The sequence below is a fragment of the Citrobacter sp. 21OH12SH02A-Citro genome (genome assembly GCF_027919895.1).
Lineage (GTDB): Bacteria > Pseudomonadota > Gammaproteobacteria > Enterobacterales > Enterobacteriaceae > Citrobacter > Citrobacter braakii.
The window spans coordinates 370817-395325 of record NZ_CP114801.1; the positions used below are offsets into that span (position 1 = coordinate 370817).

The 24509-nt window shown below is 52.9% G+C and carries 25 protein-coding genes; 17 read left to right on the top strand and 8 right to left on the bottom strand.

All coding sequences use genetic code 11. The annotated features are described in order from the left end of the window. Nucleotides 1–84 precede the first annotated feature (84 nt). The 12 genes from O6D90_RS01725 to trpS all read left to right on the top strand — a co-directional run bounded on the left by O6D90_RS01725 (nt 85) and on the right by trpS (nt 10247). Nucleotides 85–864: a hypothetical protein gene (locus O6D90_RS01725; protein WP_016157634.1), complete on the top strand. Its 780-nt coding sequence runs from the start codon at nt 85–87 to the stop codon at nt 862–864. After that, nucleotides 864–1403, top strand: a complete 540-nt coding sequence (locus tag O6D90_RS01730) for a PilN domain-containing protein (protein ID WP_016157633.1) — start codon at nt 864–866, stop codon at nt 1401–1403. The genes O6D90_RS01725 and O6D90_RS01730 overlap by 1 nt, the downstream gene beginning before the upstream one ends. After that, complete coding sequence (locus O6D90_RS01735; RefSeq protein WP_016157632.1) at nt 1387–1842, top strand: hypothetical protein; 456 nt, start codon at nt 1387–1389, stop codon at nt 1840–1842. The genes O6D90_RS01730 and O6D90_RS01735 overlap by 17 nt, the downstream gene beginning before the upstream one ends. Beyond that, nucleotides 1832–2245, top strand: coding sequence for a HofP DNA utilization family protein (locus tag O6D90_RS01740; protein WP_016154790.1), 414 nt, complete (start codon nt 1832–1834; stop codon nt 2243–2245). Before O6D90_RS01735 ends, O6D90_RS01740 begins: the two co-directional genes overlap by 11 nt. After that, complete coding sequence (gene hofQ, locus O6D90_RS01745) at nt 2148–3395, top strand: DNA uptake porin HofQ (protein ID WP_016157631.1); 1248 nt, start codon at nt 2148–2150, stop codon at nt 3393–3395. The genes O6D90_RS01740 and hofQ overlap by 98 nt, the downstream gene beginning before the upstream one ends. Nucleotides 3396–3799: 404 nt before the next feature. Next, nucleotides 3800–4321, top strand: a complete 522-nt coding sequence (gene aroK, locus O6D90_RS01750; RefSeq protein WP_003023552.1) for a shikimate kinase AroK — start codon at nt 3800–3802, stop codon at nt 4319–4321. 57 nt (nt 4322–4378) lie between these two features. Next, complete coding sequence (aroB, locus tag O6D90_RS01755) at nt 4379–5467, top strand: 3-dehydroquinate synthase (protein WP_016154788.1); 1089 nt, start codon at nt 4379–4381, stop codon at nt 5465–5467. A 96-nt stretch (nt 5468–5563) separates the two neighbouring features. Further along, nucleotides 5564–6850, top strand: coding sequence for a cell division protein DamX (gene damX / locus O6D90_RS01760; RefSeq protein WP_016157630.1), 1287 nt, complete (start codon nt 5564–5566; stop codon nt 6848–6850). A 117-nt stretch (nt 6851–6967) separates the two neighbouring features. Next, nucleotides 6968–7804: an adenine-specific DNA-methyltransferase gene (dam, locus tag O6D90_RS01765; RefSeq protein WP_016154786.1), complete on the top strand. Its 837-nt coding sequence runs from the start codon at nt 6968–6970 to the stop codon at nt 7802–7804. A gap of 17 nt (nt 7805–7821) precedes the next feature. Next, nucleotides 7822–8499 (top strand): ribulose-phosphate 3-epimerase, encoded by a 678-nt coding sequence (gene rpe / locus O6D90_RS01770; protein WP_003023561.1) that lies wholly within the window; start codon nt 7822–7824, stop codon nt 8497–8499. Beyond that, entirely contained in the window at nt 8492–9250 is a 759-nt protein-coding gene (gene gph, locus O6D90_RS01775) for a phosphoglycolate phosphatase (RefSeq protein ID WP_016157629.1), read from the top strand. Before rpe ends, gph begins: the two co-directional genes overlap by 8 nt. Continuing rightward, nucleotides 9243–10247, top strand: a complete 1005-nt coding sequence (gene trpS / locus O6D90_RS01780) for a tryptophan--tRNA ligase (RefSeq protein ID WP_016154784.1) — start codon at nt 9243–9245, stop codon at nt 10245–10247. The genes gph and trpS overlap by 8 nt, the downstream gene beginning before the upstream one ends. A 309-nt stretch (nt 10248–10556) precedes the next feature. Here the strand turns inward: trpS and O6D90_RS01785 are convergent, their stop codons facing one another. The 6 genes from O6D90_RS01785 to tsgA form a co-directional block, all read right to left on the bottom strand. Beyond that, nucleotides 10557–10727 carry a YhfL family protein gene (locus tag O6D90_RS01785; protein WP_016154783.1) on the bottom strand — a complete coding sequence of 57 codons (171 nt, stop codon included), beginning with the start codon at nt 10725–10727 and terminating at the stop codon, nt 10557–10559. Nucleotides 10728–11038: 311 nt separating this feature from the next. After that, nucleotides 11039–12412: a siroheme synthase CysG gene (gene cysG, locus O6D90_RS01790; RefSeq protein ID WP_016157628.1), complete on the bottom strand. Its 1374-nt coding sequence runs from the start codon at nt 12410–12412 to the stop codon at nt 11039–11041. An 11-nt stretch (nt 12413–12423) separates the two neighbouring features. Then, entirely contained in the window at nt 12424–13233 is an 810-nt protein-coding gene (gene nirC / locus O6D90_RS01795) for a nitrite transporter NirC (protein WP_016157627.1), read from the bottom strand. A gap of 187 nt (nt 13234–13420) precedes the next feature. Then, a complete protein-coding gene (gene nirD, locus O6D90_RS01800) occupies nt 13421–13747 on the bottom strand; it encodes a nitrite reductase small subunit NirD (protein WP_016154780.1) in 327 nt (108 codons plus the stop codon). Next, nucleotides 13744–16287, bottom strand: a complete 2544-nt coding sequence (gene nirB, locus O6D90_RS01805; protein ID WP_016154779.1) for an NADPH-nitrite reductase large subunit — start codon at nt 16285–16287, stop codon at nt 13744–13746. Before nirB ends, nirD begins: the two co-directional genes overlap by 4 nt. Before the next feature lie 327 nt (nt 16288–16614). Then, nucleotides 16615–17796, bottom strand: coding sequence for an MFS transporter TsgA (gene tsgA, locus O6D90_RS01810; protein ID WP_016154778.1), 1182 nt, complete (start codon nt 17794–17796; stop codon nt 16615–16617). A 264-nt stretch (nt 17797–18060) separates the two neighbouring features. On the opposite strand from tsgA, the gene ppiA reads away from it, so the two are divergent. The 5 genes from ppiA to argD all read left to right on the top strand — a co-directional run bounded on the left by ppiA (nt 18061) and on the right by argD (nt 21397). Continuing rightward, the gene (ppiA, locus tag O6D90_RS01815) at nt 18061–18633 is read left to right on the top strand and encodes a peptidylprolyl isomerase A (RefSeq protein WP_003023595.1); all 573 of its coding nucleotides are present in this window, start codon (nt 18061–18063) and stop codon (nt 18631–18633) included. 106 nt (nt 18634–18739) lie between these two features. Further along, nucleotides 18740–18907: a YhfG family protein gene (locus O6D90_RS01820; RefSeq protein WP_016157626.1), complete on the top strand. Its 168-nt coding sequence runs from the start codon at nt 18740–18742 to the stop codon at nt 18905–18907. Beyond that, a complete protein-coding gene (locus O6D90_RS01825) occupies nt 18897–19499 on the top strand; it encodes a putative adenosine monophosphate-protein transferase Fic (RefSeq protein ID WP_016157625.1) in 603 nt (200 codons plus the stop codon). Before O6D90_RS01820 ends, O6D90_RS01825 begins: the two co-directional genes overlap by 11 nt. Before the next feature lie 31 nt (nt 19500–19530). Continuing rightward, on the top strand, nt 19531–20094 hold the full coding sequence (pabA, locus tag O6D90_RS01830; RefSeq protein ID WP_016154776.1) for an aminodeoxychorismate synthase component 2: 564 nt from the start codon (nt 19531–19533) through the stop codon (nt 20092–20094). 85 nt (nt 20095–20179) lie between these two features. Continuing rightward, nucleotides 20180–21397 carry a bifunctional acetylornithine/succinyldiaminopimelate transaminase gene (gene argD, locus O6D90_RS01835; protein WP_016157624.1) on the top strand — a complete coding sequence of 406 codons (1218 nt, stop codon included), beginning with the start codon at nt 20180–20182 and terminating at the stop codon, nt 21395–21397. Between the two features lie 42 nt (nt 21398–21439). Here the strand turns inward: argD and O6D90_RS01840 are convergent, their stop codons facing one another. Both O6D90_RS01840 and crp read right to left on the bottom strand, forming a co-directional pair. After that, nucleotides 21440–23527 (bottom strand): YccS/YhfK family putative transporter, encoded by a 2088-nt coding sequence (locus O6D90_RS01840; RefSeq protein ID WP_016154774.1) that lies wholly within the window; start codon nt 23525–23527, stop codon nt 21440–21442. A 51-nt stretch (nt 23528–23578) separates the two neighbouring features. Then, on the bottom strand, nt 23579–24211 hold the full coding sequence (gene crp, locus O6D90_RS01845; protein WP_000242758.1) for a cAMP-activated global transcriptional regulator CRP: 633 nt from the start codon (nt 24209–24211) through the stop codon (nt 23579–23581). Between the last annotated feature and the right edge of the window lie 298 nt (nt 24212–24509).

Genomic DNA, 24509 nt, shown 5'->3' on the forward strand with positions numbered 1-24509 from the left:
TAAACAAACGCGCGGTAGTATAAAGGCAAGCCAGACGCATTGATATACCCGTTAAAGCAACGGGTGATAAGGAGATCATCAGCAATGGCTTTCAATATCTGGAAAATTGGTCTGCATATTCAGCAACATGAAGCGCTGGCTGTCGCCGTAGTTCACGACGCATCCGGTTGGTTTCTCCAGCGCTGGTGGCGTATACCGCTGACGCCTCAGGTTATCGTCGATGGCCATATTCGCGAGCCTGAACAGCTTGTCGCAGCGCTACTGCCGTGGAGCCGGGAGCTTCCTCGCCGACACCATATTCATCTCTCCTTTCCTGCCAACAGGACGTTACAAAAAAAGTACCCTCGTCCGGAAATGATGCTGCGCGAGCCGGAGCAAGCCGCATGGTTATCCGGTTCGATGGCGCGTGAGCTGGATATGGCGCCGGATGCGCTGCATTTTGATTATAGCGAAGACACGTTAAGCCCGGCGTTTAACGTCACTGCCGCGCAAAGCAAAGAGATTTCAGCGCTTCTGACGCTTATCCAAACGTTGAAGGTGCAGGTTACGGCGATTACGCCGGATGCCAGCGCGTTACAGCGATTTATACCTTACCTGCCAGAACGTCATCAGTGTCTGGTATGGCGTGATGACACCCAGTGGCTATGGGCGACCCGTTCGGCATGGGGGCGTAAATCAACGGGCGATATTGGCTGTATCGACGAGCTTGCCGCGACATTATCGCTTTCCACGACAGCCATTGCGCTATGCGATCCCAGCGGCTTCGATCCTTTAAGCGTGGTGTCTGTACGCCAGCCGCCAATTCCAACGCAAAGCCATCGCTTCACCATTGCACTGGGACTCGCTATGGGAGGCACATGTTGATGATAGCGACCATCAATCTTCTGCCCTGGCGCCAGACGCGACGTCGCGCCTGCCTACGCTTCTGGAGTTTTTTATTTGGCGCTTCGCTACTGCTTAGTAGCGGCGTGTTGTTGCGCTATTACAGCGTTTTGAGCGTAGAAAACCAGGTCGAATTGTTGTTAGCGGATGCCGAAAAGACGCGGGCCGAGGCTTTAATGGCGCTAAAGTCGCGTGTGCAGCAGCGCCAGCAACGATGGCAACAGGTTCAAGCGCGGAACAAACAGCGTGAGCAGACCCGAAGCTGGCAGCGGGTTTTGCAAGGGCTGGCGGAATTACTGCCGGAGCAGGCGTGGTTAACAAAAATAACCTGGCAGCAGGAGACACTGGAACTGACGGGAAACACGCTGAGCTTTGCCGCGCTGAAGGCGCTGGAAGCGCAATTACGCCAGCTGCCGCTGTTTAAATTGGGTAGCCCTGGCGAAACGCAGCAGGATGCGCAGGGACGCTGGCAATTCCACTATCGACTGATGCGGAGCGGTGCGCATGAAAACGCTTTGTGATAGCTGGTTAGCGCAGTCGCCGCGCTTTCGGCTCATCTGCGGCTGTGGCTGGATGCTGGGACTGCTCATCGTCGTCATGTTATGCCTCAGCTCCACCGCGCAGAAACGGGTTATGCAACAAGAGGCGCTAAATCAGCAACGAGCGGCCATTCAGGCACAATGGCGAAATTTATATCTGCTGGCGGCATCGCCAGAAGAGCCTGAAGAGACGCTGATTCCGTTCTCCCCACTGCTGTTTCAGACTCCTCTTGCACATCTTATCCACTGGCAACCCTCCGCACAGGGCGGAGAAATGACGCTGAAGCCAGGCTGGGATGTCATCCCGCCGATGTTTGACCAATTAGCGGAGCAAGGGATGAACGTCAGCCGGTTTTCTCTTTACGCAGAAGGTGCGGAGCTGCTGTTAACACTACAACTGGAGCGCCTGAATGATGGTTGAACGCTGGCTGTTGGCGTGCGTAAGCGTACTGATACTCACCGGTATGCGTAATCCCTTCCTGCCACCGGAGGACCGTTGCCAAATTGCTGAGCTGTCGGCATGGCGCTATCAGGGAATATTGAGCCAGGGCGCGCGACCCATTGGCATTGTTCAGGATAGCCAGAAAAAATGGCAGCGGGTTGAGCGAAATGATGTCCTGAAAAACGGTTGGACGGTTACGCAGATAACGGCCCAGAGCGTAACCCTCGACACAGGGAAAAACTGCGAGCCGTCGCAGTGGCAGTGGCAACGACAAGGAGCGATAAATGAAGCGATGGATGGCATGGATAGTACTCGTACTGGTGGTCGGGATTCAGAGCGTACTGGCGGCGAAATCACAAAACGTGACGCTGGTGGTCGATGATGTGCCGGTTGTGCAGGTATTGCAGGCGCTGGCCGAACAGGAAAAGAAAAACCTGGTAGTTTCACCGGATGTCAGCGGTGTGCTGTCACTGCATTTGACGGATGTGCCCTGGAAGCAGGCATTGCAAACAGTGGTGAAAAGCGCCGGGCTGGTATTACGTCAGGAAGGCAACATTCTGCATGTGCATTCTGTTCAATGGCAGAGTGAAAATGCGGCTCGTCAGGACAATGAGCAGGCACGGCTTCAGGCCAGCCTGCCGTTGGAACATCGCAGTATCATTTTGCAATATGCTGATGCCTCCGAGCTGGCAAAAGCCGGAGAAAAGCTGCTCAGCGCCAAAGGAAGCATGACGGTGGATAAACGCACCAACCGCTTACTGCTGCGTGATAATAGCGTTGCGCTTAACGCACTGGAAACGTGGGTGGCGCAAATGGATCTGCCGGTTGCACAAGTCGAACTGGCGGCGCATATCGTGACGATTAATGAAAAAAGCTTGCGTGAGCTGGGGGTGAAGTGGTCGCTGGCTGACGCACAGCAATCGGGGGCGGTGGGGAACGTCACAACGCTTGCCAGCGATCTTTCTGTATCCACAGCCACATCCCGTGTGGGATTTAACATTGGCCGTATTAACGGTCGTTTACTCGAGCTGGAGCTGTCTGCGCTGGAGCAAAAACAGCAGTTGGACATCATCGCCAGTCCACGCTTACTGGCTTCTCACCTGCAACCTGCCAGTATTAAGCAGGGTAGTGAGATCCCTTATCAGGTCTCCAGCGGTGAAAGCGGCGCGACATCCGTCGAGTTCAAGGAAGCTGTATTAGGGATGGAAGTCACGCCCACCGTATTGCAGAAAGGACGAATCAGACTGAAACTGCATATCAGCCAGAATGTTCCCGGGCAGGTGCTACAGCAGGCGGATGGCGAAGTTCTGGCTATTGATAAGCAGGAGATTGAAACTCAGGTCGAGGTAAAAAGCGGCGAGACGATTGCGCTGGGCGGGATTTTTTCACATAAGAATAAATCCGCAGCCGACAGCGTGCCGCTGTTGGGCGACATCCCCTGGCTTGGCTCTCTCTTTCGTCATGATGGTAAAGAAGACGAACGGCGTGAATTAGTGGTTTTTATTACGCCCAGACTGGTTTCAACGCAATAACTTATGCATGAAAAGCCGTTGTTTTTGCACTGAACACGTTTCAGAGATTTGACGTGCGGGTGTATTTAGCATACAAGGAGTACCGATTTGAGTGTCGGTACTTTTCTTTACTTATGCGGCAGTAAATACGCTTTGCCTTTCTGGTGGTGTGTCATAGGCTTATTTGGTGTCATTTGGCTGCGCGATACGTCGCCAGGTCTGATGTTTGCAGGGTAGCATGCCTGCCACGACCAGAAATGCGTAAGGTTTGGTGATTTATTCAGTTGCCAAACCCGCTTGAGTATTGAGATAATTTTCAGTCTGACTCTCGCAATATCTTATGAGGTTTCAGTTCATGTCCTGCTGCGCTGAGTGTCTGCGAAGCGGGTTTACCATTAACGAATAGTCTTAGTAGTACCGAAAAAATGGCAGAGAAACGCAATATCTTTCTGGTTGGGCCTATGGGTGCCGGAAAAAGCACTATTGGGCGCCAGTTAGCTCAACAACTCAATATGGAATTTTACGATTCTGATCAAGAGATTGAGAAACGAACCGGAGCTGATGTGGGCTGGGTCTTCGATGTAGAAGGTGAAGACGGCTTCCGTGATCGCGAAGAAAAAGTCATCAACGAGTTGACGGAAAAACAGGGTATTGTGCTGGCAACTGGCGGTGGCTCTGTTAAATCACGTGAAACACGTAACCGTCTTTCCGCGCGTGGCGTCGTGGTCTATCTTGAAACGACAATTGAAAAACAACTTGCGCGAACTCAACGTGACAAGAAACGCCCGCTGCTGCAGGTAGAATCGCCGCCTCGTGAAGTTCTGGAAGCGTTGGCTGACGAACGCAATCCTCTGTACGAAGAGATTGCTGACGTGACCATTCGCACCGACGATCAGAGCGCAAAAGTCGTAGCAAACCAGATTATTCATATGCTGGAAAGCAACTAATTCTGGCTGAATACACACTCGTCTGCGGGTACAAGTAACTAAGGTGGATGTCGCGTAATGGAGAGGATTACAGTCACTCTCGGGGAACGTAGTTACCCTATCACCATCGCGGCTGGTTTGTTTAATGAGCCAGCTTCATTCTTACCGCTGAAATCGGGCGATCAGGTTATGTTGGTAACCAACGAAACCCTGGCTCCCCTTTATCTCGATAAGGTTCGCGGCGTACTTGAACAGGCGGGTGTTAACGTTGATAGCGTTATCCTTCCCGATGGCGAGCAGTATAAAAGCCTGACGGTTCTGGATACGGTTTTCACTGCGTTACTGCAAAAACCGCACGGTCGTGATACCACGTTAGTCGCACTTGGCGGCGGCGTGATAGGCGATCTGACCGGTTTTGCGGCAGCCAGCTATCAGCGTGGTGTTCGTTTTATTCAAGTCCCGACAACCCTGTTGTCGCAGGTCGACTCCTCCGTTGGCGGCAAAACCGCCGTAAACCATCCCCTCGGTAAAAACATGATTGGCGCGTTTTACCAACCGGCGTCCGTGGTGGTGGATCTCGATTGTCTGAAAACGCTTCCTGCGCGTGAGCTGGCATCGGGGCTGGCGGAAGTGATCAAATACGGCATCATCCTTGACGGTGAATTTTTCAGTTGGCTGGAAGAAAATCTGGATGCGTTATTGCGTCTGGATGGTCCGGCGATGGCGTACTGTATTCGTCGTTGTTGTGAGCTGAAAGCAGAAGTTGTCGCAGCGGACGAGCGTGAAATGGGCTTACGTGCTTTACTGAATCTGGGACACACGTTTGGCCATGCGATCGAAGCTGAAATGGGTTATGGCAATTGGTTACATGGTGAAGCCGTTGCAGCAGGTATGGTAATGGCTGCTCGTACGTCAGAACGTCTTGGACAGTTTACCTCCGCTGATACGCAGCGCATCATTACGCTGCTGCAGCGAGCGGGCTTGCCGGTCAATGGACCGCGTGAAATGTCCAGCGAGGCTTATCTGCCGCACATGCTGCGAGATAAAAAAGTGTTAGCGGGAGAGATTCGTTTAGTGCTTCCGCTGGCATTAGGGAAGAGTGAAGTGCGCGGCGGAGTGTCGCACGAGGTGGTTCTTAACGCTATTGCTGATTGCCAGCCGGCGTAACAACAAGAAAGGTCTGGCTTGCGTTGCGAAACGTAGGTCTTTTAGCTTCAGGTTATGTGCAAAGTCGTAAGCATTAACCTTTGAGTGGGGTGTTAAATGGATGAATTCAAACCAGAAGACGAGCTGAAACCCGATCCCAGCGATCGTCGTACTGGTCGTTCTCGTCAATCGTCTGAACGCGATAATGAGCCGCAAATCAATTTTGATGATGTTGATCTGGATGCTGACGATCGCCGTCCTGCGCGCGCACGTAAAGAGCGTGAAGAAGAACGGGACATTGAAGAAGAGTATGAGTCTGATGACGATGACGTGGATGAAGAGCGTGTAGAACGCCGTCCGCGCAAGCGTAAGAAACCCGCCAGCAAGCCTGCCTCTCGTCAGTATATGATGATGGGTGTCGGTGTCCTGGTGCTGTTGCTGCTGATCATCGGTATCGGTTCTGCGCTGAAAGCCCCCTCATCATCTCCCAGTGAGCAGGCTGGATCTGGTGAGAAGAGCATCGATCTTTCTGGCAACAACGCGACGGATCAGGCGAGCACGACTACGCCTGCAACAGGCGCTGAGCAGACCGCTGGCAATACCCAGCAGGATGTTTCCCTACCGCCGATTTCCTCTACCCCAACTCAAGGTCAGACACCTGCGGCAACTGAAGGCCAGCAGCGTGTTGAAGTGCAGGGCGATCTGAACAACGCTCTGACGCAACCGCAAGGCCAGGAGCAGGTTAACAATGTAGTGGTTAACTCTACGCTGCCGACCGAACCGGCGACCGTTGCGCCAGTTCGTAATGGTAATGCTGTGCGCCAGACTGCGAAAACGGAAACGGCTGAACGCCCTGCTGCGACACACCAGGAACGTAAACAGGCCGTTATTGAGCCGAAGAGCAAACCGCAAACTACGGTGAAAGCGACGCAGACAGAGCCGAAACCTGTTGCTCAGGCAAAACCAACTGCAACTGCGCCGACGACCACAACCAAAGCACCTGTGGTTACCGCTACGCCGAAGGCGACCGTTGAGCCGAAAGCAACCGCGACTACAACGCCTGCGCCAACTGCGACGGCAACAACGTCAACACCTGTTGCTGGTGGAGCGAAAAGTGCAGGAAATGTCGGAGCGTTAAAATCTGCGCCGTCCAGCCATTACACGCTGCAGCTCAGCAGTTCTTCTAACTACGACAACCTTAACGGTTGGGCGAAGAAAGAAAACCTGAAAAACTACGTGGTGTATCAGACGACGCGTAACGGTCAACCGTGGTATGTTCTGGTAACAGGCGTGTATGCGTCTAAAGAAGATGCGAAACGTGCAGTGTCTACGCTACCCGCCGATATTCAGGCGAAAAATCCGTGGGCAAAACCGCTGCACCAGGTTCAGGCCGATTTGAAGTAAGATAGGATATGTTCTGCAATGGTTTGCTGTTTCGCCCAATTGCGGGACAAAGACTAAAGCGCAGGATGCTGTCGGAGCTTTCTCCACAGCCGGAGAAGGTGTAATTAGTTAGTCAGCATGAAAAAAAATCGCGCTTTTTTGAAATGGGCAGGGGGAAAATACCCCCTGCTTGATGATATCAAACGGCATTTACCTCAGGGTGAATGCCTGATTGAACCTTTCGTGGGTGCCGGGTCGGTGTTTCTCAACACCGACTTTTCTCGTTATATTCTTGCCGATATCAACAGCGACCTCATCAGTCTCTATAACATCGTGAAGACACGTACCGATGAGTATGTGCAGGCTTCGCGTGAGCTGTTTATGCCTGAAACTAATCAGGCTGAGGTGTACTATCGGTTCAGAGAAGAATTTAATGCCAGTCAGGATCCGTTCCGCCGTGCAGTGCTGTTCTTGTATCTGAACCGCTTTGGTTACAACGGATTGTGCCGTTATAACCTGCGCGGCGAGTTTAATGTACCGTTTGGTCGTTATAAAAAACCTTACTTCCCGGAAGCCGAGTTGTACCATTTTGCTGAAAAAGCGCAGAATGCGGAGTTCCATTGTCTCTCCTATGAAGAGTGCATGGACCGTGCGGATAGCAACTCTGTGGTCTATTGTGACCCGCCTTATGCACCGCTTTCGGCGACGGCAAATTTCACCGCGTATCATACCAACAGCTTTAGCCCAAAAGAGCAGGCACATCTGGCCGAGATGGCAGAAAAGCTGGTCAGTAAGCAGATCCCGGTGTTAATTTCGAACCATGACACGCCCGATACCCGCGAATGGTACCGATCGGCGAAACATTTTCAGGTCAAAGTGCGGCGCAGCATTAGCAGCAATGGCGGCACGCGTAAAAAGGTGAACGAACTGCTGGCACTGTATAAACCAGGAGTTGTAACGCCTGCGAAGAAATAATTCTCAAGGAGAAGCGGATGAAACAGTATTTGATCGCCCCCTCAATTCTGTCGGCTGATTTTGCCCGCCTGGGTGAGGACACCGCGAGAGCGCTGACTGCCGGTGCCGACGTCGTGCACTTCGATGTCATGGACAATCACTACGTACCAAACCTGACCATCGGCCCGATGGTACTGAAATCGCTGCGTAAATATGGCATTACTGCCCCGATTGACGTTCATCTGATGGTGAAACCGGTCGATCGTATTGTCCCGGACTTCGCCGCCGCCGGCGCGAGCATCATTACTTTTCACCCGGAAGCCTCCGAGCACGTCGATCGCACTTTACAGCTGATCAAAGAGCATGGCTGTAAAGCGGGCCTGGTGTTTAACCCGGCAACACCGCTGAGCTATCTGGACTACGTCATGGATAAGCTCGATGTGATCCTGCTGATGTCCGTTAACCCAGGCTTTGGCGGGCAGTCCTTTATCCCACAAACGCTGGATAAGCTGCGCGAAGTGCGTCGTCGTATTGATGAATCTGGCTACGATATCCGCCTCGAAGTGGACGGCGGCGTCAAGGTGAACAACATTGGTGAAATCGCGGCGGCGGGTGCAGATATGTTTGTCGCAGGCTCTGCTATTTTCGACCAACCAGACTACAAAAAAGTCATTGATGAAATGCGCAATGAACTGGCGAAGGTAAGTCATGGATAAGTTTCAGGATATTCGGGGCGTTGCATTTGACCTCGACGGTACGCTGGTCGACAGCGCGCCGGGATTAACCGCAGCGGTGGATATGGCGCTGTATGCGCTGGAACTGCCGATTGCCGGTGAAGAACGCGTTATCACCTGGATTGGCAACGGTGCAGATGTACTGATGGAGCGCGCGCTGGCGTGGTCGCGTCAGGAGCGCGCCACACTACGTAAGACAATGGGTAAACTGCCCGTTGATGATGATATCCCCGCTGAAGAACAGGTGCGTATTTTGCGTAAGCTGTTCGACAGATACTACGGCGATGTCGCAGAAGAGGGGACATTCCTGTTCCCTGATGTTGCCGACACGCTGGGCGCGATGCATGCGAAAGGATTGCCGCTGGGTCTGGTGACCAACAAACCGACCCCGTTTGTCGCGCCATTGCTTGAGGCGTTAGATATCGCCAAATACTTTAGCGTGGTCATCGGTGGTGACGACGTGCAGAATAAAAAACCGCATCCGGATCCGCTACTGCTGGTAGCAAGCAAGCTTGGCATTAAGCCTGAGCAATTGCTCTTCGTAGGGGATTCACGTAATGATATTCAGGCGGCAAAAGCTGCTGGCTGTCCGTCCGTTGGTCTGACTTATGGCTACAACTACGGCGAGTCGATCGCGCTGAGCCAACCCGACGTTATTTACGACCGTATTAATGAACTACTGCCCGTTCTCGGGCTTCCGCATAGCGAAAATCAGGAATCAAAAAATGACTAAGCCCATCGTTTTTAGTGGCGCACAGCCCTCAGGTGAATTGACCATTGGCAACTATATGGGTGCGCTGCGTCAGTGGGTGAGCATGCAGGATGACTACCATTGCATCTACTGCATCGTTGACCAACATGCCATCACCGTTCGTCAGGATGCTCAGCAGCTGCGTAAAGCAACGCTCGATACGCTGGCGCTGTATCTGGCATGCGGTATCGATCCTGAAAAAAGCACCATTTTCGTCCAGTCTCATGTACCGGAACACGCACAATTAGGTTGGGCGCTGAACTGCTACACCTATTTCGGCGAGCTGAGCCGTATGACCCAGTTCAAAGATAAATCCGCACGCTATGCGGAGAACATCAACGCCGGTCTGTTTGATTATCCGGTGCTGATGGCGGCAGACATCCTGCTGTATCAGACCAACCAGGTACCGGTTGGCGAAGATCAGAAACAGCATCTGGAACTAAGCCGCGATATCGCCCAGCGCTTCAACGCCCTGTATGGCGACATCTTCAAAGTGCCTGAGCCGTTCATTCCTAAATCCGGTGCGCGCGTGATGTCGCTGCTGGAGCCGACGAAGAAAATGTCCAAGTCGGATGACAACCGCAACAATGTGATCGGCCTGCTGGAAGATCCGAAATCCGTGGTTAAGAAAATCAAACGTGCGATGACCGACTCCGAAGAGCCGCCTGTTGTACGCTACGACGTGCAGAATAAAGCGGGTGTTTCCAACCTGCTGGATATCCTCTCTGCCGTCACCGGCCAGAGCATTCCGGAGCTGGAACAGCACTTTGAAGGCAAGATGTATGGTCATCTGAAAGGTGAAGTCGCAGAGGCCGTTTCCGGCATGCTGACCGAGCTTCAGGAGCGTTATCACCGTTTCCGTAACGATGAAGCTTTCCTGCAGCAGGTGATGAAAGATGGCGCGGAAAAAGCCAGCGCACGCGCGTCTGTTACGCTGAAAGCGGTTTACGAAGCGATTGGTTTTGTCGCCAAGCCGTAATGCGCTCTGCGTTGCTGAAGAAACCGGGTTCTACCCGGTTTTTTTTCGCCTGTTCGCTGGTGAATCTCAAAAAATATGAAGCGCCTCGCCGTTTGCATATTTCCTTATATCAATCACTTTAATGAAGATATAAATATTCAATTTACTGAAGATATAAAATGCGTCGGATATTTAAAAGAGGAGGGGACTGACAACCCTGGCCCGCTACCTGCTCGGCGAGAAGTGCGGTAACGTGTGAATGAGCATTTAACCTATAAATATAAAAACCGGGGATTTCCCGGTTTTTTTGTATCTGCGCAATCGCTTCTGTTACAGATCTGCAGCCGGGCCACAGCCACCAATAATTTTAGAAATAGAAATTGCCGGATGCAGGAAGTAATCGTAGGTGCAGTTATCTTTTTTGTTATCGACATGACCAGTACACGCGGTCAGCGTAGCCAGAACACCAGCAACGATAGTGATTTTTGCAAATTTCAGCATGTTAAAATCCTTGTAAGATATCTATTTTTAAATGGATGAAATCCATTTCTCGGCGGTTAAGATATCAACTAAAATAAATTTAAAGTAGTCCGGATTAGGACATAACAAGTTTTATATAAAATATTATTTCAATGAATTTAAATGTTTTAAAGATATATTTAATTAATGATTAACGGTTGGGCTACTGAGGCGAGTATATAGCGTGTATCGGTTTTTGATTTATTTCTATCGGAAGATAAATAAATGCCCTGAATATGAACTGTCCAACTTTATAGGGGCAGTCCAATATCAGGGCATTTTTGAGCATTCAATTAATGGTTCGAGAACCAGTTCAGCTTATCGCGTAGTCCAACCACGCGGCCGACGATAATCAGCGCCGGGCTTTCAACCTGCTGCGCCAGTTCGCCGAGTTGCGAAAGCACCCCGTTAACAACGCGTTGCTTCACGGAGGTACCGTTTTCTACCAGCGCGACAGACATATCGGGTTGCATGCCAAATTCGATCAGTTTTTCCTGGATAGTAGCCGCCTGATTGAGGCCCATGTAGAACACCAGCGTCTGTTTCTCTGCCGCCAGGTTTTCCCAGTCCAGCTCGCCGCCGGTTTTCAGGTGCCCGGTGACCAGACGTACACTCTGGGCGTAATCTCGATGGGTCAGTGGAATGCCGGAATAGGCGGAACAACCGGATGCTGCGGTAATACCTGGCACAACGGAGAATGGAATACCGGCATGACACAGGGTTTCCAGCTCTTCGCCACCACGGCCAAAGATGAACGGGTCGCCACCTTTCAGGCGCACGACGCGTTTGCCCTGTTGCGCTTCACGCAGCAGGATCTGGTTAATTTCTTCCTGCGGTACGCAGTGGTAGCCCGCGCGTTTACCGACGAACACCCGGTCGGCATCGCGGCGTACTAGGTTCATGATGTCGTCGGATACCAGACGGTCATAAACCACGACATCCGCTTGCTGGATCTGCTGTAGACCTTTCAGCGTCAGCAGCCCGGCATCGCCAGGACCGGCGCCAACCAGCACTACTTCGCCTCGATGGTCCAACGGTTCGCTGAGCAACTGCTCGGTGGTTTCCTCGACGGCTTTCTGGTCACTGTTCGCCAGCGACTGCGCCAGGCGGTCATTCACGAACAATTTTTCCCAGAAGCGGCGACGTTCACCCATGCTGGCAAACTGTTCTTTCACTCGGGCGCGTAACTTGCCTGCATATTGCGCGACCTGGCCCAGATGCTGAGGCAGCACAGATTCAAGTCTTTCACGTAGCAGACGGGCAAGCACCGGCGATGTACCGCCGGAGGAGACCGCCACCATCAGCGGCGAGCGGTCGATAATGGAGGGCATGATAAAACTGGCTGCTTTTGGCGCATCGACCACGTTGCAGAAAATACGACGTGATTCTGCGGCGGTGCTGACGCTTTGGTTGACGGCATCGTCATCGGTGGCGGCAATAGCCAGCCAGCAGGTGTCGAGCAGGGACTCGTCGAACGGTCCCTCAACCAGCGTCAGCATGCCTTCATCTGCCCATACGGTGAACTGCGGAATAAACGCCAGCGCATTAACCGTTATACGGGCGCCCGCTTCCAGCAGTAACCGCGCTTTGCGTTCTGCGACATCACCACCGCCGACGATCAAGCAGTCGCGGTCACGTAGTTGACAAAATATAGGCAAATGATCCACGACATTACCCCTTAATTATTGGCAGTAGCCTCTGGCTGGTTGATTTTTGCCGGAGCAGGACGCTCCGATTTTGGCGTAGCATACCAATAACCCAATCCCATGAATACGACACCGGACAAAGTATTACCGAGTGTCACCCACAACAGGTTATGACCAATTCCTGACAGGGTATAGGCTTCGCTGTGGTGGCCGAACCAGGAGAGGGCAAACAGCGTCATGTTGGCAACCGAGTGCTCGTAACCGGAAGCGATAAACGCCAGTAGACACCACCAGATAGCGAGGAATTTTGCTGCGCCCTCGGTACGAATTGCCATCCAGATTGCCAGACAAACCAACCAGTTACACAGCGCGCCTTTAAAGAACAGGACCGTTGCTGGCGCGGTCGTTTTCGCCAACGCCACCGAATGGACGATGCTGGTATCGACCGGCAGCAGGCTACCGCCGCCCCAACTGTAAAGCAGAGCGACAAACACGGATCCGACCAGGTTACCCAGCCAGGTTTTTGGCAGGATTGCCCACATCTGACCGTGACTGATGGTGCCCGCTTTAACGCCAAGCGTCAGGAACATCGTGTGTCCGGTGAACAGTTCAGAACCGGCGATAATAACCAGCGTTAAGGCAATACCAAAGGTTGCACCCATTACCAGAGGACGTACGGACGGGTCGAGCAGATTACCGAGGGTGAAAATAAGAATGATGCCGAGACCCACATAGGCTCCTGCCATTGCCGAACTGATCCAGAATCCGAGCGGGTTATTAGCCGAGAGGCGTGCGATGCGCGCAGCGTTAGCCGCACACTTATTAATAGTGTCTGTGAACATGTGTTGATTATCCTTGAAGTACAAACAATAAAAAGAAATCGTAACCGTAGGCCGGATAAGGCATTTATGCCGCCATCCGGCAATGTGCTTGTGCAATTGCCGGATGGCGCTACGCTTATCAGGCCTACAAATAAAAGACCTACAAATACGTCAAAAAAGGGGAGGCGTTGCGCCTCCCAAAAATTTATTAACCGCGCAGTTGCACCGTGCCGTCTTTCACTCGGGCTTCGTAATGTTTCACGGAGAACTGTTCGTCTTCCATGCACAGACCGTCGCTTAAGCGAAAGCGCTGTTTTTTCAGCGGGCTGGCGACCCACAATTCGCCCTGATGTTCAGCAATCAGCCCACGAGAAAGCACGCTGGACTCGAAGAATGGGTCGATGTTGCTGATCGCAAACACCTGGTCGCTGTGATACGGGCGGAAAATCGCAACTTGCTCGCTACCTAACAGGGCGCAGACGCCTGTTGCAGGCAGAATGTCATCGATTTTGCAGATGTTTTTCCACTGGCTCATGCGTTTTCCTCCACCAGAGTCACCGGGATACGCTCATAGGGCGTGGCCGGACGATGTTGTTCACGTTCAGGCACAACCTGGACATTCGGATCGCGTTGATCGCTGTTGATAAAGTGTTTGAAGCGAACCTGTGCGGATGGGGTGTTAACCGTCTCTGTCCACTCGCAGACCACCGCTTCACGCAGACGGGCCATCTCTTCTTCCAGGTGCTGGTTTAGCCCCAGTTTGTCGTCGATGATGACCGATTTCAGATATTCGATACCGCCTTCCAGGTTGTCTAACCATGGTGCGGTTCGGGTCAGTTTGTCAGCGGTACGGATGTAGAACATCATGAAACGATCAAGGTATTTGAGCAGCGTTTCGCGGTCGATATCCGCTGCCAGCAGGTCTGCATGACGAGGTTTCATCCCGCCGTTACCGCAAACGTACAAGTTCCAGCCTTTCTCAGTGGCGATGATACCCACGTCTTTGCCCTGAGCTTCCGCACATTCACGGGTACAGCCGGAGACGCCGAATTTCATTTTGTGCGGGGTACGAATGCCCTTGTAGCGGTTTTCCAGCTCCACGCCGAATCCGACGCTATCGCCGACGCCATAACGGCACCAGGTACTGCCTACGCAGGTTTTCGCCATACGCAGGGCTTTGGCGTATGCGTGACCGGTTTCAAAGCCCGCTTCAATCAGCTGACGCCAGATTTCCGGCAGGTCATCTTTTTGCGCGCCGAACAGGCCGATACGCTGAGAACCGGTGATTTTGGTATACAGGTTAAATTCACGCGCGATACGGCCCACAGCCACCAGGCCTTCAGGAGTTATTTCTCCGCCCGCGGAGCGCGGGATCACGGAGTAGGTACCGTCTTTCTGGATGTTCGCCAGGAAGTTGTCGTTAGTGTCCTGCAGCGGCGTGTGCTGTGGTTTGAGGATGTACTCATTCCAGCAGGAGGCCAAAAGGGAACCTACGGTTGGTTTACACACTTCACAGCCGTAGCCTTTCCCGTGTTTTGCCAGCAGCTCTTCGAAGGTTTTAATTCCTTCTACACGGATCAGATGGAACAGTTCCTGACGCGAGTACGGGAAGTGTTCACACAGGTTGTTGTTAACTTCGATCCCCTGTTTCGCCAGTTCAGCGTTCAGGACCTGCGTTACCAACGGGATACACCCGCCGCAGCCGGTACCAGCTTTGGTTTCAGCTTTCAGCGCCGCAACGGTGTGGCAGCCTTTGTTGATAGCGGCGATCAGCATGCCTTTGGTGACGTCGAAGCAGGAGCAAATCTGCGCGCTGTCCGGCAGTTTATCGACACCGATAGACGGCTTACCGCTGCCCGCGTGAGCTGGCAGAATCAGTGAGTCTGGGTTTTCCGGCAGTTCGATGGCGTTCAGCACCAGCTGCAGCAGGTTGCCGTAATCGCTGGTGTCACCGACTAAAACCGCCCCGAGCAGGGTTTTGTTATCTTCGCTAACGATGAGGCGTTTGTAGACTTCTTTGCTTTCGTCGAGATAGACGTAGCTACGGGCGCCCGGCGTGCGCGCATGCGCGTCGCCAATCCCGCCGACGTCAACACCAAGCAGCTTCAGCTTGGCGCTCAGATCCGCGCCTTCAAAGGCATTTTCGGTTTCGAGAATATGGTCAACGGCAACCTGCGCCATTTTGTAGCCTGGAGCGACCAGACCATACACGCGGTTGTTCCAGCTGGCGCATTCGCCGATGGCATAGATGTCCGGATCAGAAGTCTGGCAGGTATCGTTAATCACAATACCACCGCGCGGCGCAACGTCGAGACCGCATTGGGTGGCCAGTTTGTCGCGTGGGCGAATACCGGTAGAAAAGACGATGAAATCGACTTCCAGTTCGCTACCGTCGGCAAAACGCATGGTTTTGCGCGCTTCGGTGCCTTCCTGGACGATCTCTTTAGTGTTTTTGCTGGTGTGCACACGCACGCCCATGCTTTCAATTTTGCGACGTAACTGCTCGCCACCCATGTGATCCAGTTGTTCGGCCATCAGCATTGGGGCAAATTCAATCACGTGGGTTTCAACACCGAGGCTTTTCAGCGCCCCGGCGGCTTCCAGGCCCAGCAGGCCACCGCCGACGACGGCACCGCGTTTGCTACGGCGCGCGCAAGACTCAATGGCGTTGAGGTCTTCGATGGTGCGGTAAACGAAGCAGTCTTGGGTTTCCGAACCTTTAATCGGTGGGATCCACGGATAAGAGCCTGTCGCCATGATCAGCTTATCGTAATAGACCGTACGACCCGCGCTGGAGTGGATCACCTTCTCCTGGCGGTTGATGGTGATTGCGCGCTCGCCCACTAACACCTTAACGCCATGCTTCTCGTAGAATCCTTCACGCACCAGAGAAAGTTCTTCGGCGGTGTGGTGGGAGAAGTAGGACGACAGGTGGACTCGGTCGTACGCTTTGCGGGGTTCTTCACAGAAGACGGTAATATCAAAATTGGCAGCGTCGGATTTATCAAGAAGATCCTCAATAAAGCGATGGCCGACCATACCATTACCGATAATAGCGAGTCTGACTTTGCTCATTTTTGCCTCGATTTCTTTTCTATTACTGCCTACCTTAACGATTCAGCAACCCCGCTTATTGATGCAAATCAAATTCGCCTTTATATACTCCTTAAGAGGTATATAGCTGATTTAACTGCATTTTTATAAGTTACGGAATTAACAGGCTTTTCATGTTTGTATAAATAGCGTACAAATTGAGGGGTTTTTGTAAGAATTGGCCTACATCACGAGTGGAAGAAGAGGGCGCGGGAATAGGCCGGAGGGCATCTGCGCCTTATCCGGCCTACGAACAGCTTGTCTTGTAGGCCGGATAAGATACGTTAGCATCGCCATCCGGCACTCAGATTAATGCGTTGCGGGTGCGTTATGCTGGCGATGACGCGTGACGAACCCAAGAATAAAGCACATCACGAATACGACCGCATACAAGCCGTTAGCCGTCTGCAATGCCGCCAGCGGACCGCTGTGCGCCACGATAGGGCCAGTGACCACGAAGGTGAGCATAGTACCGATGGTGCCACAGGTCAGAACGAAGTTAACCAGTTTAGGTGATGCGACCTTCGTCTGCTGGGAGCCGAGGGTAATGATGGTGGTATAAATCGCGCTGGAGAAGAAGCCCAACGTCAGAATGAACCACGGCATATGCTCCGGCGTACCGGTGATAAACAGATACATCAGGACGGTAGCCACACCCGCCAGTACGGTCAGGATGCGCTGCAAATCGAAGAAACGCAGGATAAAGCTAAATGCCCACATGCCAACCATGTAAGACATCCAGAAGTCACTGACCAGTTTACCTGCGTCGTTCAGGCTCATGCCCAGACTTTTGGCGTATTCCGGCACCCAGGAGATAAAGCCCAACTGACCGAGGATGTAGCACAGCGCGGCGATCGCCAGGAACAGCACGCCAATGCCCCATTTTTCTTTTACCACAGGCGCGTCCGGTTGCTGCGCGTGTTTACCCAGCGCCGGGAATTCGCAACCGAAGGTCAGCAGGAAAATGGCGACGTATACCAGGCCGATGCAGGCATAAACCCAATACCATTCGATGCTGCGCGCTAACAGGAATGCTGCCACCATCGGAAAAATCATGCCGGCCATGCTGAAGAAGGAGTCAGTAAACAGCAGGCGGGAACCGCGCTGGCGACCTTCGTACATCTGAGTCACCAGGAACGTACCAATCGACATGGTGATACCGCTCACCAGACCCAGTACAAACATGGCGGCTGAGAACAAGGCCAGGCTATGGCTGAGCATCAGTCCGGCGACCGCCAGAACCATCAGGATAAAGCCAAAGCGCAACTGGGTTTTCAGTGGCACAATTTCCATCAGCCATGCATTCAGAAAAATAGAGATCAGAATGCCGGCATTCAGAAAGGTGAAGGTGTTACTCATACTGGAAACGGGCAAATGGAAGTAATCTGCGATGTTTCCCATCACCATCCCGGTGACAATTACCAACGCGCCTGTCAGGGCGTAGGAGAGAAAGCTAATCCATGTGAGCTTGATGCGATTGCTGTTAGTCATGACTGGCCTGTATAGAAGTGTTAGGCGCATTGACTGCGCCGTGAGCGGGCAGATTTTAGGCGCTTTAGTGATGCATTTAAATGTTTATTGGTAATTACTTGCTACGTTACATTTTTTTATGTGATCTAGATCGCATTGAATCTTGAGGCTATAAGGTTACATTTGTTTCAAGTACGTAAAATTAAGTAAAGGGATGGCCTTGTTCTTGAAGGCTCTTTAGAATCAATTCACTTGCTTCATTTCTGCTCTTGTTAAGGAATTCTCATGCTCAAATCGACTCTGGCGGCTGTTGCAGCTGTTCTCGCTCTTTCTGCTCTTTCTCCCGCAGCACTGGCAGCAAAAGGTGACCCGCATGTCCTGCTGACAACCTCTGCCGGTAACATTGAGCTGGAGCTGAACAGTCAGAAAGCCCCAGTTTCAGTGCAAAACTTTGTCGATTATGTCAACAGCGGTTTCTATAACAACACCACGTTCCACCGCGTGATCCCTGGCTTCATGGTGCAGGGCGGCGGTTTTACCGAGCAGATGCAGCAGAAGAAACCTAACCCGCCAATCAAGAATGAAGCTGATAACGGACTGCGTAATACCCGCGGCACGATTGCCATGGCGCGTACAGCAGATAAAGACAGCGCGACCAGCCAGTTCTTTATCAATATTGCAGACAATGCGTTCCTCGATCACGGCCAGCGCGACTTTGGGTACGCGGTCTTCGGTAAAGTTGTGAAAGGTATGGATGTCGCGGATAAGATCTCTCAGGTGCAGACCCATGATGTTGGTCCTTACCAGAATGTCCCGTCAAAACCGATTGTTATCCTGTCTGCCAAAGTCCTGCCGTAAACGTCTTTTACGCGGGCAGTTCCTGTCCGCGTTCTTTCCCTTCTCTGCGTAACCTGAAATTGCCGCTTATACTTGTGGCAAGTGTCGGCTCATTCAGGGAGGTCACGTGAAAAAACTCACCGATAAACAAAAGTCCAGACTCTGGGAACAACGGCGAAATGCCAATTTCCAGGCCAGTCGGCGGCTGGAAGGCGTGGATATTCCACGGGTGACTCTGAGCACGGAAGACGCCCTGGCGCGTCTTGAAGAGTTGAGGGGGCACTATGAGCGATAAATTCGGTGATGGACGCGATCCCTATTTGTATCCGGGCCTGAATGTCATGCGTAACCGTCTGGGGATTCATCAGGCGCAGCGCCTGGCGCAGGCGGCGTATGAACTGACGGCGCTGCGTGCGGCCACTATCGAATTAGGCCCGCTTAAACGGGGCTTGCCGCATCTGTGCGCCATTCATCGCCAACTGTATCGGGATATTTTTGACTGGGCGGGACATCTGCGAGAAGTGGATATTTACCAGGGCGAGACCCGCTTTTGCCATTTCGCTTATATCGAGAAAGAGGGCAATGCGCTGATGCAGGACCTGGAAGACGAGTCCTGGTTGGTGGGGTTACCGGAAGATAAGTTTGTGGATCGTCTTGCGCACTATTATTGCGAAATCAACGTGCTGCATCCGTTTCGTATTGGCAGCGGTCTGGCACAGCGAATTTTTTTCGAACAGTTAGCGATTCATGCCGGGTATATATTGAGCTGGGATGACATTCCGGTTGAGGAGTGGAACCTGGCTAATCAGAGTGGGGCGATGGGTGACCTGTCTGCGCTTCGGGCGATATTTCGTAAAGTGGTAAGCGAAGCCCCGGAAACTGAGTAGAATAGCGCGGTTCTTATGTACCGGAGCCGCCATGATCCTGCTTATCGATAACTATGATTCTTTTACCTGGAACCTGTACCAATACTTCTGCGAACTGGGCGCTGATGTCCTTGTCAGGCGCAACGACGAACTGACGCTGGCGCAAATCGACGCGCTAAGCCCGCAAAAAATCGTAATATCCCCAGGCCCCTGCACGCCGGATGACGCTGGGATCTCATTGGATGTTATTCGTCATTTCGCGGGCAAGACGCCCCTGCTGGGTGTTTGTCTGGGACATCAGGCTATGGCGCAGGCCTTTGGCGCGACAGTGGTTCGGGCAGCTAAAGTGATGCACGGTAAAACCTCGCCAATTACGCATAACGGGCAGGGTGTTTTTCAGGGGCTCGCCAACCCATTAACGGTGACGCGCTACCATTCTCTGGTGGTTGCCCCCGCGACGCTTCCTGACTGCTTTGAGGTGACAGCCTGGAGTGAAACGCAGGAGATTATGGGCATTCGTCACCGCGAGTGGGATATGGAAGGGGTGCAGTTTCACCCGGAGAGTATTCTCAGCGAACAGGGGCATCAACTGCTGGCTAATTTCCTCAACCGGTGATTTGTGGTTGCTATTCAGTGATTTTTTATTCATATTTTGTGATTATAATTTCACTAACATTTCTGCTTAACAGGGTGGCAATGACATGGCAACTGAACAAACTGCAATTACGCGCGCGACATTCGATGAAGTGATTCTGCCGATTTATGCACCGGCTGAGTTTATCCCGGTAAAAGGGAAAGGGAGTCGAGTCTGGGATCAACAGGGCAAAGAGTATGTTGATTTCGCGGGCGGCATTGCAGTTACTGCACTAGGGCATTGCCATCCGGCCCTGGTGGAGGCGTTAAAAACCCAGGGTGAAACCCTGTGGCATACCAGCAACGTTTTCACCAACGAACCGGCGTTGCGCCTGGGTCGTAAAATCATTGATGCGACCTTCGCCGAGCGCGTGCTGTTCATGAACTCGGGTACCGAAGCTAACGAAACCGCCTTTAAGCTGGCGCGCCACTATGCCTGCGTGCGCCATAGCCCGTTCAAAACCAAAATCATTGCCTTCCATAATGCGTTTCACGGCCGTTCGCTGTTTACAGTGTCCGTCGGCGGGCAGCCGAAATATTCTGACGGTTTTGGACCAAAACCAGCGGATATCATCCATGTACCGTTTAACGATCTGCATGCGGTCAAAGCGGTGATGGACGATCACACCTGTGCGGTGGTGGTTGAGCCTATTCAGGGGGAAGGTGGCGTCACTGCGGCAACGCCGGAATTCCTGCAAGGTTTGCGTGAACTTTGCGACCAACACCAGGCGCTATTGGTATTGGATGAAGTGCAGAGCGGGATGGGCCGTACCGGCGATCTGTTTGCCTATATGCACTACGGCGTGACGCCGGATATCCTCACCAGCGCGAAGGCTCTCGGCGGCGGCTTCCCGGTGAGCGCGGTGCTGACCACCCAAGAGATTGCCTCCGCATTTCATGTGGGTTCGCACGGTTCCACTTATGGTGGCAATCCGCTGGCCTGCGCAGTTGCGGGGGCCGCGTTTGATATCATCAACACGCCGGAAGTGTTAGAAGGTATTCAGGCTAAACGTCAGGCGTTTGTCCAACATTTGCACAAAATTGATCAACAGTTCGACATTTTCAGCGAGATTCGCGGGATGGGGCTGCTGATTGGCGCCGAGCTGAAGCCGCAGTTTAAAGGCCGGGCGCGCGATTTCCTGTATGCCGCCGCGCACGAAGGGGTGATGGTACTCAACGCCGGACCGGACGTGATGCGTTTCGCGCCGTCGCTGGTAGTTGAGCAGGCGGATATCGATGAAGGGATGCAGCGTTTCGCACAGGCGGTAGCGAAAGTCGTTGCCTGATTACCTGTTGCCGGATAAGCACAGCGCATCCGGCAGTCGATCTTAACCTTTCATGTCCCGCAGACGGCGGCTCAGCCAGATTCCGTGGTGCGGTCGCTGACGCCATGCTACCGACGAAATGGTGTGCATGGTGTTCAGATGCCCCAGTATCCGTTGCAGATGCTGCTCAAGGGTGCTTAACGGACCGTGGGACAGCATCTCTGGCGCTTCGAGAATATTCACATCGCCTGAGCTTCCCGGTCCGTCATATTCCAGCCGCTGCTGACAGCGCTGGAGCGCAATTTCACAGGATTCCAGATACCGCTGCGCTAAATCCGGCGTCAGCATTGTATGTTCCCTTGCCAGTGTGGTCATCGCGTTGATGTGCTCGACGATGAACTGGCTATGCGTGACCCACAGTTTCATGTCCGCCAGGTAGTGCGAGTTGAATCCTGGCTCCTGCATCGCCTGGTTCAGTGAGTTGAACAACGTGTTATGCGCCTGATTGACCCGCATGCGTTGATACGCCAGCGGCGTGGCCTGCGGATCGTTGCTGAGGATCAGGCGAATGGCCTCCTGATCGGCTTCTAACGCATCATGGGCGTTCTTACGCAGCAGGCCGCTCTGCCACTGCGGCCACAGCCAGAGGGTACCGCCAAAGGCGATTAAGCAGCCAATAACCGTATCGACAAACCGCGGCACGATAAACTGCTCTCCGTTCAGCGTCAGCAGTTGCAGGGTGTATACCGCCGTGACCGTAAAGCCGACGGTAGCCCAGCCGTAGTTTTTGCGCATGATCAGATAGCTACCCAGGGTAATCAGCAGCATGCCTGCCAGCGTGTAACCTTCCTGAATATGAAAGTGCAGGGTGACCCCGGCAATGACCAGTCCAACGAGCGTTCCTGCTGAACGGTGTAAAATACGCACCCGGGTTGCTCCGTAGCCATTTTGCGTGACGAACAGGATCGTCATCAAAATCCAGTAAGGCTTTGGCAGGTGTAAAGCGCTGCCCATCAGGCTGGCGATACTCAGCATGACACTGATGCGTCCGGCATTACGCAGCGCCGGTGATTTCAACGACAGATAGTTTTTCAGGGCCGGGATCAGCGGCAACCGACGCTGCTTGTCCGCCATTAAATCTCGGGCGTACAGCGGTCGCTGGGTGCGTAGCACGCGGGCAATACGGCTGAAGTGCCAGTAGCAAAATTGTCCCACCGGATTGTCCGGATGCTGGTTGGCGATTTTCTCCAGCGTGCCAATCTGCTTGTCCATCGAAAAACGGGTCGGCAAGCGGTGATACAAAATATCATCGGCCAGTACCCGAAGGCGTTCGGCGACGGTGCGCGCATTCCAGCGAATCACCTGTTCGGCGTGGCTACGTTCGACCAGCTTTTGCACCTCTTCCGGCTGGTGGAGGCTGACGGAAATATGCTCCTGCAAGTCCAGTGCCTCCTGAAAGGCACGCAGCAGGCGCTTGTAATCGTTGTTGCGATGCGCCGACAGCATATGCATTTGCTGGTAGCACTGGGTAATCAGATCCACCGCTTTCTGCTGGCGAACCAGCAGGGGAGGCAGCGCTTTTTCCGGATCGGCATGCTGGGTCAGCAGGCTGTACTTGGCCTCACAGTAATCGGCTAATTCACGGTACAACAAGCTGAGCGATTCACGGAGCGGCTGCTCGCGCCACATCCAGAACCAGAACCAGTTGAACAGGCCGTACCATAACGTGCCCAGCGCATAGATCAGCAACGGTTCCCAGACGGGCATGTTCCCGACCAGGCTTAGCGTGAAAATCGCGGCGATAAGTGAGGCCGGTAACAGTCGGGCATGCAGAGGGCTTAGCTCGGCGGTTACGCCAAGAATCAGCGTCAGTCCGGTGAGGATAAGCGGCAGCGGTATGGCCTGTGCCAGCAGCAACTGCATGATCAGACTGCAACCGGCAAACAAAGACGCGCCAATAGCTAAACGTTTGAAAAAGCGCTTGTGCGGGGTATCAAGGCCGGCAATGTTGCAACAGGCAGGGACCAGGGAGAAGAGGAGTCCCAGATGAAGCTGACCGATGATCAGACCAACAGCCACAGGTAAACATAGCACCAGCGTCTGCCGTAGTGCGTAGTTGATCTCTGGATGGTATATCAGTCTTCGCCACATCGGTGTAAACAAAAGTGGCGCATCACTGAGTAACGCGCCACTTCGATGGGGTTAACGGGTGCCGTAGACGACGATGGTCTTACCGTGTGCGGAGATCAGGTTTTGATCTTCCAGCATCTTCAGAATACGACCAACGGTCTCACGGGAGCAGCCAACGATCTGGCCGATTTCCTGACGGGTGATTTTAATCTGCATGCCGTCCGGGTGGGTCATCGCATCAGGCTGTTTCGCCAGATTCAGCAGAGTCTGCGCGATACGACCCGTTACGTCGAGGAAGGCTAGGTTGCCGACTTTTTCAGACGTGACCTGCAGGCGACGAGCCATCTGTGAAGACAGGCGCATCAGAATATCCGGGTTGACCTGGATTAATTGGCGAAATTTTTTGTATGAAATTTCAGCGACTTCACATGCGGTTTTGGCACGTACCCAGGCGCTACGTTCCTGACCTTCTTCGAAGAGGCCTAATTCACCAATAAAATCGCCCTGATTCAGATAAGAAAGGATCATTTCTTTCCCTTCTTCATCTTTGATCAGCACTGCCACTGAGCCTTTAACGATGTAATACAACGTTTCCGCTTTTTCACCTTGGTGAATCAGCGTGCTCTTCGATGGGTACTTATGAATATGGCAATGAGACAAGAACCATTCGAGAGTCGGGTCTGTTTGCGGTTTGCCAAGCACCATGCGCGGTTATCCTCTGTTATAAGCTGTCTCCAGAGCCAGAAAACGACGCTGCCTCTGGGTTTGCAAAAATATGCTTCCCGCTACCTGGGAAAGGGGCTGTCAAAAATTAACTGCAGCCTGTAATGTGATGTCCTCTGCATACATGCAGTACGTCAATGTATTACTGTAGCATCCTGACTGTTTTAGCATAGCTTTCGCCGTGTGTCTCCTGGTGTCTCGCTTCAGCATGACGCAGGTCGCCTTCCGTTGCGAGAATTGTTATGTACGCGTAATCTGTCAGGAAAATTGAAACATTGGA